11 protein-coding genes are annotated in these 17,930 nt (G+C 48.7%); 9 read left to right on the plus strand and 2 right to left on the minus strand.

Features of this window, described 5'->3' with window-relative positions; genetic code table 11:
- The first annotated feature begins 82 nt into the window (after positions 1–82).
- From OGY10_RS07115 to yahO, 5 genes are all read left to right on the plus strand, one after another.
- Entirely contained in the window at positions 83–2,155 is a 2,073-nt protein-coding gene (locus OGY10_RS07115) for a CHAT domain-containing protein (RefSeq protein ID WP_079935113.1), read from the plus strand.
- Positions 2,152–5,952 (plus strand): NACHT and WD repeat domain-containing protein, encoded by a 3,801-nt coding sequence (locus OGY10_RS07120; RefSeq protein WP_191226359.1) that lies wholly within the window; start codon positions 2,152–2,154, stop codon positions 5,950–5,952. Before OGY10_RS07115 ends, OGY10_RS07120 begins: the two co-directional genes overlap by 4 nt.
- The gene (locus OGY10_RS07125) at positions 5,933–7,264 is read left to right on the plus strand and encodes a hypothetical protein (RefSeq protein ID WP_191226358.1); all 1,332 of its coding nucleotides are present in this window, start codon (positions 5,933–5,935) and stop codon (positions 7,262–7,264) included. Before OGY10_RS07120 ends, OGY10_RS07125 begins: the two co-directional genes overlap by 20 nt.
- A complete protein-coding gene (locus OGY10_RS07130; protein ID WP_079935115.1) occupies positions 7,257–8,681 on the plus strand; it encodes a C25 family cysteine peptidase in 1,425 nt (474 codons plus the stop codon). The genes OGY10_RS07125 and OGY10_RS07130 overlap by 8 nt, the downstream gene beginning before the upstream one ends.
- A gap of 155 nt (positions 8,682–8,836) precedes the next feature.
- Complete coding sequence (gene yahO, locus OGY10_RS07135) at positions 8,837–9,112, plus strand: DUF1471 family periplasmic protein YahO (protein ID WP_032942474.1); 276 nt, start codon at positions 8,837–8,839, stop codon at positions 9,110–9,112.
- A gap of 32 nt (positions 9,113–9,144) precedes the next feature.
- On the opposite strand, the gene prpR is transcribed toward yahO, so the two are convergent.
- On the minus strand, positions 9,145–10,755 hold the full coding sequence (gene prpR, locus OGY10_RS07140; protein ID WP_032942475.1) for a propionate catabolism operon regulatory protein PrpR: 1,611 nt from the start codon (positions 10,753–10,755) through the stop codon (positions 9,145–9,147).
- A gap of 252 nt (positions 10,756–11,007) precedes the next feature.
- Here prpR and prpB point away from each other — a divergent pair, with 252 nt between their 5' ends.
- The 4 genes from prpB (at position 11,008) to prpE (ending at position 16,558) form a co-directional block, all read left to right on the plus strand.
- Positions 11,008–11,889, plus strand: a complete 882-nt coding sequence (prpB, locus tag OGY10_RS07145; RefSeq protein ID WP_048226370.1) for a methylisocitrate lyase — start codon at positions 11,008–11,010, stop codon at positions 11,887–11,889.
- Between the two features lie 80 nt (positions 11,890–11,969).
- Positions 11,970–13,139 carry a bifunctional 2-methylcitrate synthase/citrate synthase gene (prpC, locus tag OGY10_RS07150; protein WP_032942476.1) on the plus strand — a complete coding sequence of 390 codons (1,170 nt, stop codon included), beginning with the start codon at positions 11,970–11,972 and terminating at the stop codon, positions 13,137–13,139.
- A 40-nt stretch (positions 13,140–13,179) separates the two neighbouring features.
- Positions 13,180–14,631: a bifunctional 2-methylcitrate dehydratase/aconitate hydratase gene (locus tag OGY10_RS07155; protein ID WP_048214832.1), complete on the plus strand. Its 1,452-nt coding sequence runs from the start codon at positions 13,180–13,182 to the stop codon at positions 14,629–14,631.
- A gap of 40 nt (positions 14,632–14,671) precedes the next feature.
- Positions 14,672–16,558 (plus strand): propionate--CoA ligase, encoded by a 1,887-nt coding sequence (gene prpE, locus OGY10_RS07160; RefSeq protein WP_100271437.1) that lies wholly within the window; start codon positions 14,672–14,674, stop codon positions 16,556–16,558.
- A 94-nt stretch (positions 16,559–16,652) separates the two neighbouring features.
- Here the strand turns inward: prpE and OGY10_RS07165 are convergent, their stop codons facing one another.
- Complete coding sequence (locus tag OGY10_RS07165) at positions 16,653–17,906, minus strand: MFS transporter (protein WP_071444600.1); 1,254 nt, start codon at positions 17,904–17,906, stop codon at positions 16,653–16,655.
- Between the last annotated feature and the right edge of the window lie 24 nt (positions 17,907–17,930).

Here is a 17,930-nt window from a genome sequence, read left to right on the forward strand (position 1 = left end):
AAAGATACATCAGTCCAAATAAATGCGGATGCAATTTATTGCGTCCGTACTGACACTTATAAAGCATTGTTAAAGGTGGATAATGGCTGATTACTCAGAACTAGAATTAGTTATTCAGCAGGCCTTTAATGGCAGTTTTCTTGCTCATGCAAGAAGACGCCTAAAAGAAGGTGATAGCATCACACCAATTGTTTCCATTGCTTTGGAACCTACGGACCCAAGGTTCAGGGATCCTTGCAAGTGTGGGTCACTTCTGTGCCAGGCATTGTTCTCCCCCGTTGAATTACGTAGCGAGTTCATTAAAGCGCGGGAACTATCTAAAGAGCGAGGACTACCGTTAAGAATTCGTCTTCGTATTGAGCCATCAGCGGAACGATTACATGGAATCGCATGGGAAACATTGACTGACCCAGATACGCCATTTGGTACCGAAGAACATGCACTTTTAGGGGAAAGTGAATGTGTTTTTTCACGTTACCTTTTTAGCCGTGATTTTCGTTTACCGAAGCTACGTAACCAACAGGGAACAAATGCTTTGGTTGTTGCTGCAAATCCAGTAGGGCTAAACGAAAAATTTGCCCCTATAGCAGCCGACGCCATCATAGATGTAGCTCGGAATGCGATGAGCCCACTCAAAGTACATACTCTGCCTGCAGATCAACCCGCGACTCTGAATGCCATGGCTAATATGATTGAGACGCATGCCGTTGATATTCTTTATCTGGCTTGCCACGGTTCTCGCAGCCAGGGAGAAGCTATTTTATGGCTTGAGGATGAACAGGGAAATGCGGCGAGGGTTACAGGAGAAACTTTTGCGCATTGTATTGCTGGACTGGAAAAACCGCCGACGCTAGTTGTGCTCTGTTCATGTCTGAGTGCGGGCAGCGGTTCTGCAGAAAGTGATGTATTGATGGCAGTAGGTCCTTTATTAGCCAGTAAAGGAATCCCTGCTGTGCTGGCTATGCAAGGTAATTTTCTTTTAAACACAGCGGCAAAGTTTATGCCGACATTCTTTTCTCAGCTCAAGAAACACGGTGAGGTTGATCGGGCTGTGGCGTTTGCCCGCGTTGAAATTATTAATGAACCTGACTGGTGGATGCCAGTGGTATTTACCCGATTAGACAATGCGAGAATATGGTATCCACCCGGGTTTGGCGGTGATGATAAAAACCAACAGGCATGGGATCCTATTATTGATAACTTAAGGGATGAGAAATGTACACCGATTCTTGGGTCAACGCTGAATGAAGCATTATTTGGCTCTCGTAGAGAGCTTGCACGTAGCTGGGGAGAAACATATGGTTACCCGCTAGACGACCATGATCTTGAAGACTTACCTCAGGTTGCGCAGTTTCTGGCGGTGACGCGACAGGGAAAATTTCCTCAGCATGAATTTTATAAGTCTGTCTATCGTTTTATTCTCAAACAACATGCTTCTGAACTTCCTGACCAACTAAAGCAGTTGAGTGATGCTCAGATATTGGAAAAACTGAACAGTATTATCTCGCTTGTTGGTAAGCGATTTCGACAAAGTAATCCGGACGATCCACATCGTGTGCTGGCCGGTTATCCACTTCCCGTTTATATCACGACAGATCCCAGTGATTTGTTGATAGATGCACTGAGGGAGGAGGGTAAAGCGCCTAAAGTGAGGTTATTTCGCTGGAATCATGCTGCTGAAGTATGGGATAAAAATAATGAAAAAAGAGACGGTCGGGTTGCTGCAAATAAAGCTACAGTTGATGCACCTATCGTGTTGAAATTATTCGGCACTTTAGATGTTCCCGGAACGTTGGTAATGACGGAGGATCATTATTTCGATCATCTTGCAAAAGCATCGACCAGTAATGTTAGTTTACCTTCAATTATTCGTAGTAGATTAAACGATAGTGCCTTGTTGTTTATTGGTTTGCAGGTTGATTCATGGGAATTCCGCGTCCTGTTTCGTAGCCTGTTACAACAGGAAGGTAAAGATTTACGTGACGATTACCAGCACTTCTCAGTTCAGCTTGATCCCAATAGTCTATTAGATGCCGCAAGTGCGCGACGATATATTGAAAAATATCTTCAGACAAAAGCATCATTACGATTGTATTGGGGGGACACTGAAACATTTATCCATGAATTAAATAAAAATTACAGGAGGCCATCATGATATCACCGTTCGTGGGGCCAGGACCTTTCGGGCCAGAACAAATACTGTTTGGCCGTGATAATGAAATTGAGGAGTTACATAATCGGCTGATTGCTGATCGTATCATTATTTTATATTCACCCTCAGGTGCGGGTAAGACTTCACTTTTACAAGCCAAGAATGGATTGCTTCAGCGTTTTAAGGAACGCTTTCATCTCCTCCCCATTTTGCGGATTTCCGGTGGCGCTCATCATTCTCCGGTAAAGGGAATTCTGGAACAGCTTAGTGCTAGCGGATATGGTAAATGTAGTGATGGTGACACGCTTGAAACCTATTTTGAACGGTTTCTGTACAGTGAAGGTAATGTCTTTAAGCGCGTCTTAATGGTCATTGACCAATTTGAAGAGATATTTTTATCTGAGATATCAGCAAAAGAACGTGAGGAGTTTTTTATCGATTTAGGTAATGTTTTAAGTCGCTATAGTAAAAGTGTGTGGATTGTTTTTAGTATGCGTGAAGAGTATTTTCCCTGGCTGGATGATTATCGTGATTTAATTCCGACAGGACTTGAATGTAGAGTTCGACTATCACTTTTATCCTTTGAGCAGGCTATTGAGGCGATACGAGAGCCAGCTAAGATGAGCAACATTATTTTGCCTAAAGATGATGGAAGAGATGCCGCAGAATATATTGTCGAGGAGCTTAGTAAGTTTCGTAAACGTATGGCCGGAGAGATAGCGGTTTACCAGGGAACAATTGAGCCAGTATTACTTCAGGTTGTGTGCACTGAGATCTGGAATGACCTCAGCGTTGGAGGGCAGTCGGTTCAGGAAATACGAATCGCTGACGTACGCCAGATTCAATTGGATGCTATCTTACAAAATTATTGTGAAGAGGTTTTGGAATATTCCGTTAGTAATCTAACTCGCGGTAGATGTTTGCGTGAGTGGATCGAAAATAAACTGTTAACACCAGGAGGTTTACGTACGCCTGCAATGATTGAATCCAGTGATATAAATTCCCCTCAACCTGATGAGTTGGAGTATTTAATATCTCACCACTTAATTCGACGGCAAATTAGAGAGGATGGCGATTGGTATGAATTATCTCATGATAGCCTGAGTTTGCCGATCAAAAACAGTATTGAAAAATGGCAACATGAGCATCTTGCTGAGTGGCAACGCCTTGCGTCTCAATGGCATATAAAGGGCCGGCGTAAGGATTTTTTTTCATCTTTACCTGGGCGGGTACGATTATTTCCGAGACGTGCACGAATTTTATCATTAGAATCTAATAATACAGAAAAGCCATCAGAAATAGAAAGCGCATTTATTGATGCTTATCAGGATTATTCATATTCCTGGTGGTCAAAAATAACCATTTTATTCATGGTGCTGGGATTTACGATGTGGTTTGCAATTGATAAGCATAAAAGTCAGTTATCAGCAGCAGAAGATAGATTAATAGCTCAACGGGATCTTTTTAATAAACAACAAAAAATCGTTTTGCAAAGAGAAAACGATACCTTGCAAACGGGGTTGCTGAACATATTAGGTGGGCGAACCAGTCTTGAACTCCGGGCTCTGGCAGCGGCTACAGGGGCTCAATTCCAGGAGGCATCAAATGGTGGAGTACGCACTGAGTATCGTGGACTTTTAGCTAACATATTATTTGATAATCGCTATATTTTATCTGTTGAATCTCCAGATAATGATAAAAGTAAAGTGGTCGCTATAAATGAAGATTACCGTGTTATCGCTCAAGTTGGCAAAGCAAGGAAAAATATTCAGGTTTTTGATAAAACTGATAATCTATTGTGGAATATTGATTTGTTAGCATTTTTAAAATTTCCTGTGAGCGATGCGCGAGTTATCACTTTGGTACGGAAATATTATCTGGCAATTGGCGATTCGCAAGGGAAGGTTGCGTTATGTGATATTCGTCGCAGAGAGTGTATTGCATTGAACTTGGCCAAGTCAGGACAGGAACCCGTTAATGAAACGATTCGTGGGATGTCCTTTGCCAATGATTTTCTTATTGTCAGTTATGCAGATACTACCATTTCAGCATGGCGTTTTGATACGCTGAATAATTTATTGTCGATATCCATTAATAGTAAAGACAATAAACCTAGAGCGAAATCGATAATTAACGCACTGACCTTCATTCCTGGCCAATCGGCATTTTTGGATGCAGGGCATTCCTCGCAGGGTATTAAGATTCTTAATGTAAGTGGTGGGGGAGTATATGTCAAGAAATTACCGCCTCCTCAGCGCCAGGCAATAAGTATGACATCTTCGGGAGAAATAATTTATTCTGTTGCAGTTAGTCCTGATGGTAGATTTATAGCTGCTGGGAATCGTGCAGGAAATATTCATTTATGGGATATTACTACATTGTCGCAGCCAAAATATATTTTTACTATAAAGAATGCGCATGAGGATGTAGTCTCGCAAATTAAGTTCCTGCAAGATGGCTCGCTTCTCTCAGCGGGATGGGATGGTCAATTGAAACGCTGGTCTGGGTTATCGCTAGCGGATAAATCTGCATTATTACCTCAGGCGGAAACATTACTGGGACTGCCGCACCAGATCACCAGTATAGCCATTCGTGCTGATAAGCGGGAAGCTTTTATTACCACAGAGAAAGGTAGTGTGTTAAAAGTTACACTTGCAGATGAGCATCATCCTTTCGGGATATTTTATCCAAATAATGGCCGCTTAGTTGGATTTGAGGAGACGAGAAACGGTACTCAGCTTAACTGGATTACGAGTGGACGACTGGAATCCATCCAGCCAGAGTACGCACAGGCAAATGGCTCTAAACCTCAGGTGCGAGCAGAGCTAACTGATGTTGAACATTTTGCTAGCGCCGATCGGGCAGGCATTATTTTAATCCGTCGCGGTGAGACATTAATGGCTTTGCGACATGACAGCAGTACACTTCAGGTTGTTAAAGGGGTTTACTTTTCGCCTGATGAAAAAGTTCTCTGGATGAAAGTGAATGATACAGCATCTCTTTTAATGATCGATCGTCAGGTCAGGGATAAACCACCGCGCTTATGGATTTTATCTACTGATACGATGAGTGCGGTGGAGTGTTTGCATTCTATTCCTATTGGATTTCGTGCTAGAGAACAACTTTCTGGATTTCGTCCACATAGCAAGGATTTTCTCTCTATAGATGCCTTGAATGATCAAATAACATTGTGGCAAGAAACAGCAACTGATGCTCAAGGATGTCCAATATATGTGGCGAATACTTCATTGCAGAATTCTGCCTCTTCTTTCCCTTTGCCAAAATATACGCTTAACTTTGCTTTTAGCCCTTCTGGAGAACAATTTTATCAGGGGAATTATCTTGGGCAGATTTACCCTATAGCAATTAAAGATGGAACACAGCGTCGCGAATTAATCAAGGATGACTCTACTTCCATCTCCAATACGTTGGCAGTCTTGCAGAATAAAACTGTTGCGATGGGGGATCGTAAGGGGCGGCTCTGGCTTTATTCATCCAATACTATGCTCCCTATTGAAATCAAACAGCAATTTCATCATTCAGCGATTACCGCTCTTGCCATTTCATCTGATGGTCGCTGGATGGCATCGGGTTCGCAAGAAGGTATTGCATTATGGGATCTTCGAATAGACACCTGGATTCAACGGGCGTGCGATTTTGTACCTGAAAGAAGGTTTTCAGATGCTCAAAATAGCATTTATTTTCCGGAAGTTAAAAAAAGGGTATCGCCCTGTGAAGATCATGGCGAAAAGATGACTAAGTTTCAGCAGGAGAACCCCCATGCCCTGGCAAAATATTGATGATTCGCAAACAGGTTATTTTCTGCTTTCGGTGGATAAACAGGGTAAGGAAACCCTATCTGATGTGAACAACAAAGGAGAATGTGTTTCTTCACAAGTTATCAATGTCGTTAAGTATGAGGTGATCACAGATCTTTTTCTATGGGTACATGGTTGGCAGCAAGATCCTGAGCGGGCAAGTAGCCAATTTGACTCGTGGATTGGAGCATTCAAGAATTGCACCTATGATCGACTACGGGTAGAAGCCTCAGTTCCACATTTTCGGTCACTGCATATTGGGTTCCATTGGCCCAGCCTGGCATGGGCTAATGAATCGCTAAAAGCAGTCCCTTTTGATGGTACAGAACAGCTGTCCAGAGCGATGTGGGTCGAGCAATATACGCTAATGCTGGGAAATGAGCCGGGTATTCGTCAGGCAATTGAAAACCTGTTTGACGCCATTAGTATCAATATGTGGATGGATACCTTACCAGATGATGTTTGCAGTGCGTATCTTGCTCTTAATGAGGCGCTAGCCTTGGGAGAAAATGGTTGCGACGGAGATGGTGCTGCAGATCGCCATGCTTTTGATCCACGAGCAATAGTCGAATCGGTGCCTGGGTTTGATAACTTCGCAATCAGTGGTTTAGGAGATGCTATTCTGCTGCCGCTTAGGCAACTGACATTCTGGGCGATGAAAAAACGAGCGAAGGTGGTTGGTGAAAATGGATTGTATCCGTTCATTGTTGCCCTTCAACGTTCAGCTCCTGAGCTACGTATTCATCTGATGGGGCATAGCTTTGGCTGTATCGTTGCTAGTGCTGGAATTGCTGGGCCGGAAGGTAATGCCCCGTTGATCCGTAGTATACAATCTTGTGCGTTGGTGCAGGGAGCTATGTCGATTTGGGCTTTTGCACCTACCAACGAGTATACCCCAAATACACCTGGTTACTTTTATTCCATCATTGCGGACAAAAAGGTGTCTGGCCCTTTAGTGTGCACGTTTTCTGCTTTTGACTATGCGGTAGGGCGTCTATATCCCTGGGCGGCGGGCGTTGCGAATCAAATTGCATTTGATCAACCAAGAGAAATGCCTCGCTATGCAGGGATTGGTACTTGGGGGATTCAGGGCGTTACAAACGATAAACCGAGTCCGATGCTGGAAGTAACAACAAGATACGTATGGGAAAACTCTTCCGTTATCTACAATATTGACGGTGGAAAATACATCTGCAAAGTCGATGGAATTTCAGGAGCTCACAGCGATATTGGCGGACCCGAGGTTGCGCACCTGATTTGGCAAACTGCTTTTCCGGAGGTTAATAATGAGTGAAAACGAAGAGCTACCGCTATCGTTTGGCGTTCATGCGACAACCGGAAAAACCCTGGAATTGAAACCTGGCACAGAGTTTATCTCCCAAATGTTGACCCAAGAAAAAACACTCAGTCAGGCGATCGGTACTGAAATTTTACCAGGCATGAAAGTTTGGGGGGTACCTTTTGATGTCAATCATCAGGAGCTGAGCGAAGCGGGTTGGGGTATTCTCTTTGCTGCTGATGTTGATCCTCAACCGTGGTTAGATGCTCTGGAGCCGCTTATTATGCAACGCCGTATTGAGGCCGGCGATCGGTTTCGACTCTTTTCTGGTTCAAACGGTTACCGTAAGGGCGAAAGTGCCAGTGCCTGGTTGAATAGACATGGTGCAGCGTTAATGATGATTGACCCTGCACAGGGGGTACCTTATTACCTGACGATAGTCGGGCCTCCCACGCAGGTGCCATTTAGTTTTCAATATTCGCTGGATATTGTGGCTGCTGTCGGCAGAATTGATTTTCAGTGTATCACTGAGTATCAATCCTATGCTTTAAGTGTGATTAACTGGGAACGTGACGCCAGCCGTTATACGCGGCGAAGTATTGATTTATTTGCAACGTGTCATAATTTTGACAGGGCAACTCAATTGTTTACTAACAAGGTTGCTGCTCCATTTGCTTCAGGAACAGACAAATATCCTCCTCTGGGGGAAAAATATGGATATCAGGTCAATGCGCTAATGGGGGCCAATGCTACGAAAGATAAACTTAAGCAATCCATGTGCAATGCTTTCGGCGCACCTTCGCTGATTTTCACAGGCTCACATGGAATGGCTTTTAATGCTGATGATCCGCGGCAACCGCACTGTCAGGGGGCAATAGTTTGTCAGGATTGGCCGGGATTAGGTGAAATTGATGAGCGGCATTGGTTTTCAGCAGATGATGTACCTGAACAGGCCTTTTTACATGGAGCAATACATTTTTTCTTTGCTTGTTATAGCGCTGGTACACCACAGTTTGATGATTTTAATTTTGAATCCCCCTCTCGGGCTATTGCTCCAGAGGCGATGAGTGCTCGCCTCCCGCAAAAGTTAATGAGTCTCCCTCAGGGTGGTGTTTTAGCCACGTTGGGTCATATTGATCGCGCGTGGTCTTCTAGTTTTCAGACGCCAGAAGGTGTTGCGCAGACGCAGGGATTTAAGGATGTTATCTCTCGATTATTAGCCGGACAGCGGGTGGGGCAGGCAGTAGATCGGTTTAACAGTCAGTGGGGGGTATGGAGTAGTGAGCTTGTGACAGCACTACTGAAAATTGATAGTGGCATGGCAATCAGTGATGCTCAGATCTTGTCACTGAGAACGCAGCGCGATGATTGTCGTAATTATATTGTGTTAGGTGACCCTGCTGTTCGCCTTAAACCTGAACCACTGACATAGCTTTGCCAGCTCAAGTATGACCTGAATAATTTAATTGATGAGCCTGGTCGACTGGATTTTTTTCTGAACATCAACTAATTATTTAATCAATCTGAACAAGTTATCCGTTCCGAGAACACGATGATGGCATATATAACAAAATCTGGAGCTTTTATATGAAAACTGGAATTAAAGTACTTATTGGTGCGTTAGCTTTTGTTGTGACCAACGCGTACGCCGCGGAATTTATGACGAAGGTTGAGTTTGAAAAGGTTGAGTCTCAGTATACAAAAATCGGTGATATTTCAACGAGTAATGAAGTCTCTACTTCGGATGCTAAAGAAGACCTTCTGAAGAAAGCTGAAGAGAAAGGCGCTGACGTGGTGGTATTAACCTCCGGCCAAACGGATAACAAAATCCATGGCACAGCGAATATTTACAAGAAAAAATAACGTGCAGCTGTAAAAAATACGACACCCGTCGGTCATTGTACCGGCGGGTTTTCTTTTAATCTGCGCCAGAACGTGGTTCTGCTAATTCCGAGATAGCGTGCAGCCGCGGTTTTATCACCATTGAATTGTGCCAACACCTGTTGTGGCGTCAGCAATGACGATGCTTGCGGTGAGTCTGCAACAATGGCCAGTTCCGGTAACAGCTGTTGTAAAAAATCCACATTCAGCTCTGGCTGCGGCTCGACGCTTAAAAACAGTGCCAGACGTTCCATCATATTACGCAGTTCGCGGATATTCCCCGGCCAGCCATAATTCAGCAGCGTCGGCTGACTTAATCCCAGCCCCTTGCGCACTGGCTCAGAAAAAGGCACGTCCAGTTCCGCCAGCGACTGTTTTAAAAAGCCCTCCGCCAGTGGCAGAATATCGGGCAACCGCTCGCGCAGCGGCGGCAGCTTGAGGCGTAAAATGCTCAGGCGATAAAACAGATCGGTACGAAATTCCCCCTGTTTCATCTCCTGCTCCAGATTACAGTGTGTGGCGCTAATCACCCGGACATCGACCGGAATCGGCTGATGTCCACCGACCCGGGTAACCTCTTTTTCTTCCAGCACACGCAGCAGTCGGGTTTGTAACGGCAGCGGCATCTCGCCTATCTCGTCAAGAAACAGGGTTCCGCCGTGAGCGATTTCAAACAGGCCCGCGCGTCCCCCTCGGCGAGAGCCGGTAAAGGCGCCATCCTCATAGCCGAACAGCTCCGCTTCCAGCAATGACTCGGTGATTGCCCCGCAGTTGACGGCAACAAACGGCGGTGAGGGTTTACCGCGCCGATTCTCCTGACGAGTGAAAAACTCACGGTGAATGGCCTGTGCGGCCAGCTCTTTACCCGTTCCTGTTTCACCCTGAATGAGGACCGGCGCACGCGAACGGGCGTACAGCATAATGGTGTGCCGTACCTGTTCCATCTGCGCAGAGTGACCGCGCATATCTCCGAGCGCGTAGCGAGTGCGCAACGTATCGCCAGAGACGTACTGACCGTTTCTGCGTAATGTCAGGCGGGTCATATCCAACGCATCGACAAAGGCCTGGCGCACGGTGGCCGCCGAATAGATAAAGATGCCGGTTATACCTGCTTCTTCTGCCAGATCGGTAATCAACCCCGCACCAACTACCGCTTGTGTACCGCCGGCCTTCAGCTCGTTGATTTGCCCACGAGCATCTTCCTCGGTGATATAGCTACGCTGTTCAAGCTGCAAATTGAAAGTTTTTTGAAACGCGAGAAGCGCCGGGAGGGGTTCCTGATAGGTAATGATGCCAATTGACGAGGTGAGTTTTCCCGCTTTTGCCAGTGCCTGTAGCACGTCGAATCCGCTGGGTTTAATCAGGATCACCGGAATAGACAAACGGCTTTTCAGATATGCGCCGTTGGAGCCTGCCGCAATGATGGCATCGCAACGCTCGGTGGCCAGCTTCTTACGGATATAGGCCACCGCTTTTTCGAAACCAAGCTGAATGGGGGTGATGGTCGCCAGATGGTCGAACTCCAGACTGATGTCGCGAAACAGTTCAAACAGGCGGGTGACCGAGACTGTCCAGATAACCGGTTTATCGTCGTTCACTCGCGGCGGTAGATGCGTATCTGCCATAACTAACCCCAAAAATTAAGGAACCGAGTAGTAGGGTTTAGTTGTGTTTCATAAATGTTGCAATGAAACGTGAAGGAACGTTTCATGAAACGATAGCTGACACGCTTTTGTGCAACAAAAATAGAAAAATTGGGTTTAATCTGTTGTTTTAAAAGATAAAAATTAAATTGAAGAGAAAATAAGCTCCCTGGCATACCCCTTGCTTTAGAAATATCAACGAACGATAACAAGTTGATAACAAGAGGACGGGATATGTCTCTACACTCCCCAGGGCTGGCGTTTCGCGCTGCGCTCACTAAAGAAAACCCATTACAAATCGTTGGCACCATCAACGCCAACCACGCTCTGCTGGCTCAACGTGCCGGGTATCAAGCGATTTATCTCTCCGGCGGCGGTGTCGCTGCGGGGTCGCTGGGGCTGCCGGATCTCGGCATTTCTACCCTTGATGATGTGCTGACTGATATTCGTCGCATTACGGATGTTTGCCCGCTGCCATTGCTGGTGGATGCGGATATCGGTTTTGGATCGTCTGCATTCAACGTGGCGCGTACCGTCAAGTCGATTTCCAAAGCGGGTGCTGCTGCGCTGCATATTGAAGATCAGATTGGCGCTAAGCGCTGCGGTCATCGTCCGAACAAGGCGATCGTCTCGAAAGAAGAGATGGTCGACAGGATCCGCGCAGCCGTTGATGCGCGCACCGATCCCAACTTTGTGATTATGGCGCGGACCGATGCGCTGGCGGTGGAAGGGCTAGAGGCTGCCATCGATCGTGCCCAGGCGTATGTCGAAGCGGGCGCTGACATGCTGTTCCCAGAAGCCATTACCGAACTTGAGATGTACCGCCAGTTTGCCGATGCGGTACAGGTACCAATTCTCGCCAACATTACTGAGTTTGGCGCCACACCGCTGTTTACCACCGATGAACTGCGCAGCGCGAACGTTGCGATGGCGCTATACCCGCTGTCAGCTTTCCGCGCCATGAACCGCGCGGCGGAGAAGGTTTACAACGTGCTGCGTCAGGAAGGTACGCAAAAGAACGTTATCGACATTATGCAGACGCGCAACGAGCTGTACGAAAGCATCAATTACTACCAGTTCGAAGAGAAACTCGACGCGTTGTACACAAAAAAGTAACCGTCGTAGGCCGGATAAGGCCTAGCCGCCATCCGGCAATAAATTAGTACCCTACATATTACAATAATGACGAGGACAACATGAGCGACACAACGATCCTGCAAAATAGTACCCATGTCATTAAACCCAAAAAATCGGTTGCGCTGTCAGGCGTCGCTGCCGGAAATACTGCCTTATGTACCGTGGGTAAAAGCGGTAACGATCTGCACTATCGTGGCTACGATATTCTTGACCTGGCACAACAGTGCGAATTTGAAGAAGTTGCGCATCTGCTGATTCACGGGAAATTACCCACCCGCGATGAGCTCACCGCCTATAAAAGCAAATTGAAAGCGCTGCGCGGATTGCCCGCTAACGTGCGTACCGTACTGGAAGCGCTGCCTGCCGCCTCGCATCCGATGGACGTGATGCGCACTGGTGTTTCCGCGCTAGGTTGTACGCTGCCGGAAAAAGAAGGACATACCGTCTCCGGCGCACGCGATATTGCCGACAAACTGCTGGCATCGCTCAGTTCTATCCTCCTGTACTGGTATCACTACAGCCATAACGGCGAGCGTATTCAGCCGGAGACCGATGATGATTCTATTGGCGGTCACTTCCTGCATTTGCTGCATGGTGAAAAGCCATCACAAAGCTGGGAAAAGGCGATGCACATTTCGCTGGTGCTGTACGCCGAGCACGAGTTTAACGCTTCCACCTTCACGGGGCGTGTGATTGCGGGAACTGGCTCTGATATGTACTCCGCGATTATCGGCGCGATTGGCGCACTGCGTGGGCCGAAACACGGCGGCGCGAATGAAGTGTCGCTGGAAATTCAGCAGCGCTACGAAACGCCGGATGAAGCCGAAGCGGATATCCGTAAACGCGTTGAAAACAAAGAAGTGGTGATTGGCTTTGGTCACCCGGTTTACACCATCGCCGACCCGCGCCATCAGGTGATCAAGCGTGTGGCGAAACAGCTTTCTCAGGAGGGCGGTTCGCTGAAAATGTACAACATTGCCGACCGTCTGGAAGAGGTGATGTGGGAAACGAAAAAGATGTTCCCTAACCTCGACTGGTTCTCGGCAGTCTCTTACAACATGATGGGCGTCCCCACTGAAATGTTCACACCGCTGTTCGTTATCGCCCGTGTCACCGGCTGGGCGGCGCACATCATCGAACAGCGTCAGGACAACAAAATTATCCGTCCTTCCGCCAACTATACCGGCCCGGAAGATCGCGAATTTGTCCCGATTGAAAAACGTTGCTAATGCAAAACTTCTAAAGATAAAAAAACAGGAAATGTACCCTATGTCTGCACATATTTCGAACGTCCGCCCTGAATTTGACCGTGAAATCGTTGATATCGTTGATTATGTCATGAACTACGAGATCACCTCGAAGGTGGCGTATGACACCGCGCATTATTGCCTGCTTGATACCCTTGGCTGTGGCCTGGAAGCGCTGGAATATCCGGCCTGTAAAAAACTGCTGGGGCCGGTTGTACCGGGTACCGTCGTCCCGAACGGTGTGCGCGTACCGGGTACCCAGTTCCAGCTCGATCCGGTGCAGGCGGCGTTTAACATCGGTGCGATGATCCGCTGGCTGGACTTTAACGACACGTGGCTGGCCGCAGAATGGGGTCATCCTTCCGATAACCTCGGCGGTATTCTGGCGACGGCTGACTGGCTGTCGCGCAATGCGGTGGCGGTGGGTAAAGCGCCGTTAACCATGAAAAAAGTGTTAACCGGAATGATTAAAGCCCATGAAATTCAGGGCTGTATCGCGCTGGAAAACTCCTTCAACCGCGTCGGTCTGGATCACGTCCTGCTGGTAAAAGTCGCTTCCACGGCGGTGGTTGCCGAGATGCTCGGCCTTAACCGGGATGAAATTCTCAACGCCGTCTCGCTGGCGTGGGTCGACGGTCAGTCGCTGCGTACCTATCGTCATGCGCCGAATACCGGCACGCGTAAATCCTGGGCGGCTGGCGATGCCACCTCACGTGCTGTGCGTCTGGCGCTGATGGCGAAAACCGGTGAAATGGGATATCCATCTGCACTGACGGCGAAAACCTGGGGCTTCTATGATGTCTCTTTCAAAGGCGAATCTTTCCGCTTCCAGCGACCGTACGGTTCGTACGTGATGGAAAACGTGTTGTTTAAAATTTCCTTCCCGGCAGAGTTCCACTCGCAGACCGCGGTAGAAGCGGCGATGACGCTGTACGAGCAGTTACAGGCTGCAGGTAAGACCGCTGCCGATATCGAAAAAGTGACCATTCGTACACACGAAGCCTGTATCCGCATCATCGATAAAAAAGGCCCGTTGAATAACCCGGCGGATCGTGACCACTGCATCCAGTACATGGTGGCTATCCCGCTGCTGTTCGGACGCTTAACGGCGGCAGATTACGAAGACGGCGTGGCGCAGGATAAACGCATTGATGCACTGCGTGAAAAGATTAACTGCTTCGAAGATCCGGCCTTTACTGCCGATTACCACGACCCTGAAAAACGCGCCATCGCGAATGCCATCACGCTTGAATTCACCGACGGCTCACGCTTTGAAGAAGTGGTAGTGGAATACCCAATTGGCCACGCGCGCCGTCGTAACGACGGTATGCCGAAGCTGGTCGAGAAGTTCAAAATTAACCTGGCGCGTCAGTTCCCGACCCGTCAGCAGCAGCGCATCCTGGATGTCTCCCTGGACAGAGCCCGCCTGGAGCAGATGCCGGTCAATGAGTATATGGACCTTTATGTAATCTAAACCTGCGTGCGGCAAGGCGTAAGTTCAACAGGAGAGCATTATGTCTTATAGCGAGTTTTATCAACGTTCTATTACGCAGCCGGAGTCGTTCTGGGCCGAACAGGCCCAGCGTATTGACTGGCAGCAGCCGTATACGCAGGTGCTGGATCACAGCAACCCGCCGTTTGCCCGCTGGTTTTGCGGCGGCAAGACCAATTTGTGTCATAACGCCATCGACCGCTGGGTGGAGAAACAGCCTGACGCGCTGGCGCTGATTGCCGTTTCTTCAGAAACTGAAGAAGAACGCACGTTTACCTTTCGTCAGCTGTACGACGAAGTGAACGTGGCGGCGGCAATGTTGCTGTCGCTGGGCGTACAGCGTGGCGATCGGGTACTGGTTTATATGCCGATGATCGCCGAGGCGCACATTACGCTGCTGGCCTGCGCGCGCATTGGGGCGATCCATTCGGTGGTGTTCGGTGGCTTTGCCTCGCACAGCGTGGCGGCACGCATCGACGACGCCCAACCGGTGATTATCGTTTCGGCGGATGCCGGCGCGCGCGGGGGCAAGATCCTGCCGTATAAAAAGCTGCTCGATGATGCAATCAGTCAGGCGCAGCACCAGCCGCGTCATGTGGTATTGGTCGATCGCGGTCTGGCGAAAATGGCGCGGGTAGAGGGGCGAGACCTCGACTTTGCCGCGCTGCGCCAACAGCATCTTGGCGCGCGGGTGCCGGTGACGTGGCTGGAATCGAATGAAACCTCCTGCATTCTCTATACCTCCGGGACAACCGGTAAACCGAAGGGCGTCCAGCGTGACGTTGGTGGCTACGCGGTCGCGCTGGCGACTTCAATGGACACCATTTTCGGCGGTAAAGCGGGCGGTGTGTTCTTCTGCGCGTCGGACATCGGCTGGGTGGTTGGGCATTCGTATATCGTGTATGCCCCACTGCTGGCGGGGATGGCGACGGTGGTGTACGAAGGGCTGCCAACGTATCCAGACTGTGGCGTTTGGTGGAAAATTGTTGAGAAGTATCAGGTCAGCCGGATGTTCTCCGCCCCAACCGCCATCCGCGTGCTGAAGAAATTCCCGACCGCGCAAATCCGCAATCACGATCTCTCCTCGCTGGAGGTGCTGTATCTGGCGGGTGAGCCGCTGGATGAACCGACCGCCAGTTGGGTAACGGAAACGCTGGGCGTCCCGGTTATCGACAACTACTGGCAGACTGAATCCGGTTGGCCGATTATGGCGATCGCCCGCGGGCTGGACGACCGCCCGTCGCGGCTGGGTAGCCCAGGCGTGCCGATGTACGGCTATAACGTGCAGTTGCTCAATGAGGTAACCGGTGAGCCCTGCGAAGCGAATGAAAAGGGCATGCTGGTGATTGAAGGGCCGCTGCCGCCGGGCTGTATCCAGACTATCTGGGGTGATGACGCGCGGTTTGTGAATACCTACTGGTCGCTGTTTTCTCGTCAGGTGTACGCCACCTTTGACTGGGGTATTCGCGATGCGGACGGCTATTACTTCATCCTTGGCCGTACGGATGATGTCATCAACGTGGCCGGGCATCGGTTGGGGACGCGTGAGATAGAGGAGAGTATTTCCAGCTATCCGAACGTTGCCGAAGTGGCTGTGGTCGGCGTGAAGGACGCGCTGAAGGGGCAGGTAGCGGTCGCGTTTGTCATTCCGAAACAGAGCGACAGCCTTGAAGATCGCGACATCGCACATTCGGAAGAGAAGGCGATTATGGCGCTGGTGGACAGTCAGATTGGTAACTTTGGCCGCCCGGCGCACGTCTGGTTTGTGTCGCAGTTGCCGAAAACGCGCTCTGGCAAAATGCTCAGACGGACGATCCAGGCGATCTGTGAAGGCCGCGATCCTGGCGATCTAACGACCATTGACGATCCCGCGTCATTGCAGCAAATCCGTCAGGCGATCGAAGAGTAACATCGTGTGATGCCCGGTGGCGCAATGCTTACCGGGCCTTTTAGTATCGTAGGCCGGATAAACCACGTGAGTGGTGCATCCGGCAAAGAGCCTTTTACAGCGCGACGCTTTCGCGACGACGCCGCAGGGAAAACGGCCCCGGACCGCTAAGGGTAAATACGGAAATCAGCGTGAAGCTCAGCGCAATAATCCCCAGCACCAGATAAGCTCCCTGGAAACCAATACTCTCATACATTTTCCCGGCCAGAACTGACATGAAAATCATGGCTAACTGTTTGAAGAAACAGAAACACACCAGATAAATCGTGGCCGAGAAACGTACTTCGAACTGGCTGGTGATGTATTTGAAGCAGCCGACGATCAGGAACGGTATCTCAAACATATGCAGCGTTTTGAGAATAACGACCTCCAGTGCAGTGGTGGCGAATGACGAGCCAATAATCCTTACCGACATGATCATACCGGCCAGCAGCAGGGCGTTCTTTCCGCCAATGCGGTTCACAATCAGCGGTGCAAAGAACATGATAGAGGCGTTGAGTAATTCTCCCATCGTCGTGACGTAGCCAAACACGCGGGTACCCTGTTCGCCGGTGGCAAAGAATGAGGTAAAGAAGTTGGCGAACTGCTGGTCAAACACATCGTAAGTACAGGAAACGCCGACCACATACAGGGAGAGGAACCAAAGTTTCGGTTGTTTAAATAACTCCAGCGCCAGCTTCAGGCTGAATGCCGAGTTATTGGCGCCTACCGCATCCGCGACTTTTGCAGAAGAGGGGGCATCTGTTTTTGAAAATAATAGCAGCAATGCCAGAATGACCGCACAGCCAGAGCCTAACCAGAAGACGAATTGGTTATTGATGGTGAACATAATTCCGGCAATCGAGGCGCACAGCGCCCAGCCCACGCAGCCAAACATGCGCGCGCGACCAAATTCAAAGTTGCTTCTGCGGCTGGCTTTTTCAATATAGGCTTCAATCGCTGGGGCACCGGCATTGTAAATAAAGCCAAGGTAAATCCCGCCGACAATTGAACCCAGTAAAATATTAACCTGTAATAACGGACCAAAAACGTAAATAAAGAACGGGGCAAACATTACCAGCATGCCGGTAATTACCCACAGCAGATGTTTACGCAGGCCAAGCTTATCGGACAGTAGTCCGAAAATTGGTTGGAATAACAAAGAAAACAGTGATATACAGGCGAAGATGATGCCGGTATCGCCTTTACTGATATGGTTTACATCGTGTAACCAGATAGGGAAGAAGGGGAAATACGCACCCATAATAAAAAAGTAAAAGAAGAAGAAAAAGCCGAACATCCAAAAGTTAGTGTTTTTTAAATAATACATAACAGACTTCCTATAAATGCGGGC

Source organism: Citrobacter sp. Cpo148 (assembly GCF_030332375.1).
GTDB classification, from domain to species: Bacteria; Pseudomonadota; Gammaproteobacteria; order Enterobacterales; family Enterobacteriaceae; genus Citrobacter; species Citrobacter portucalensis.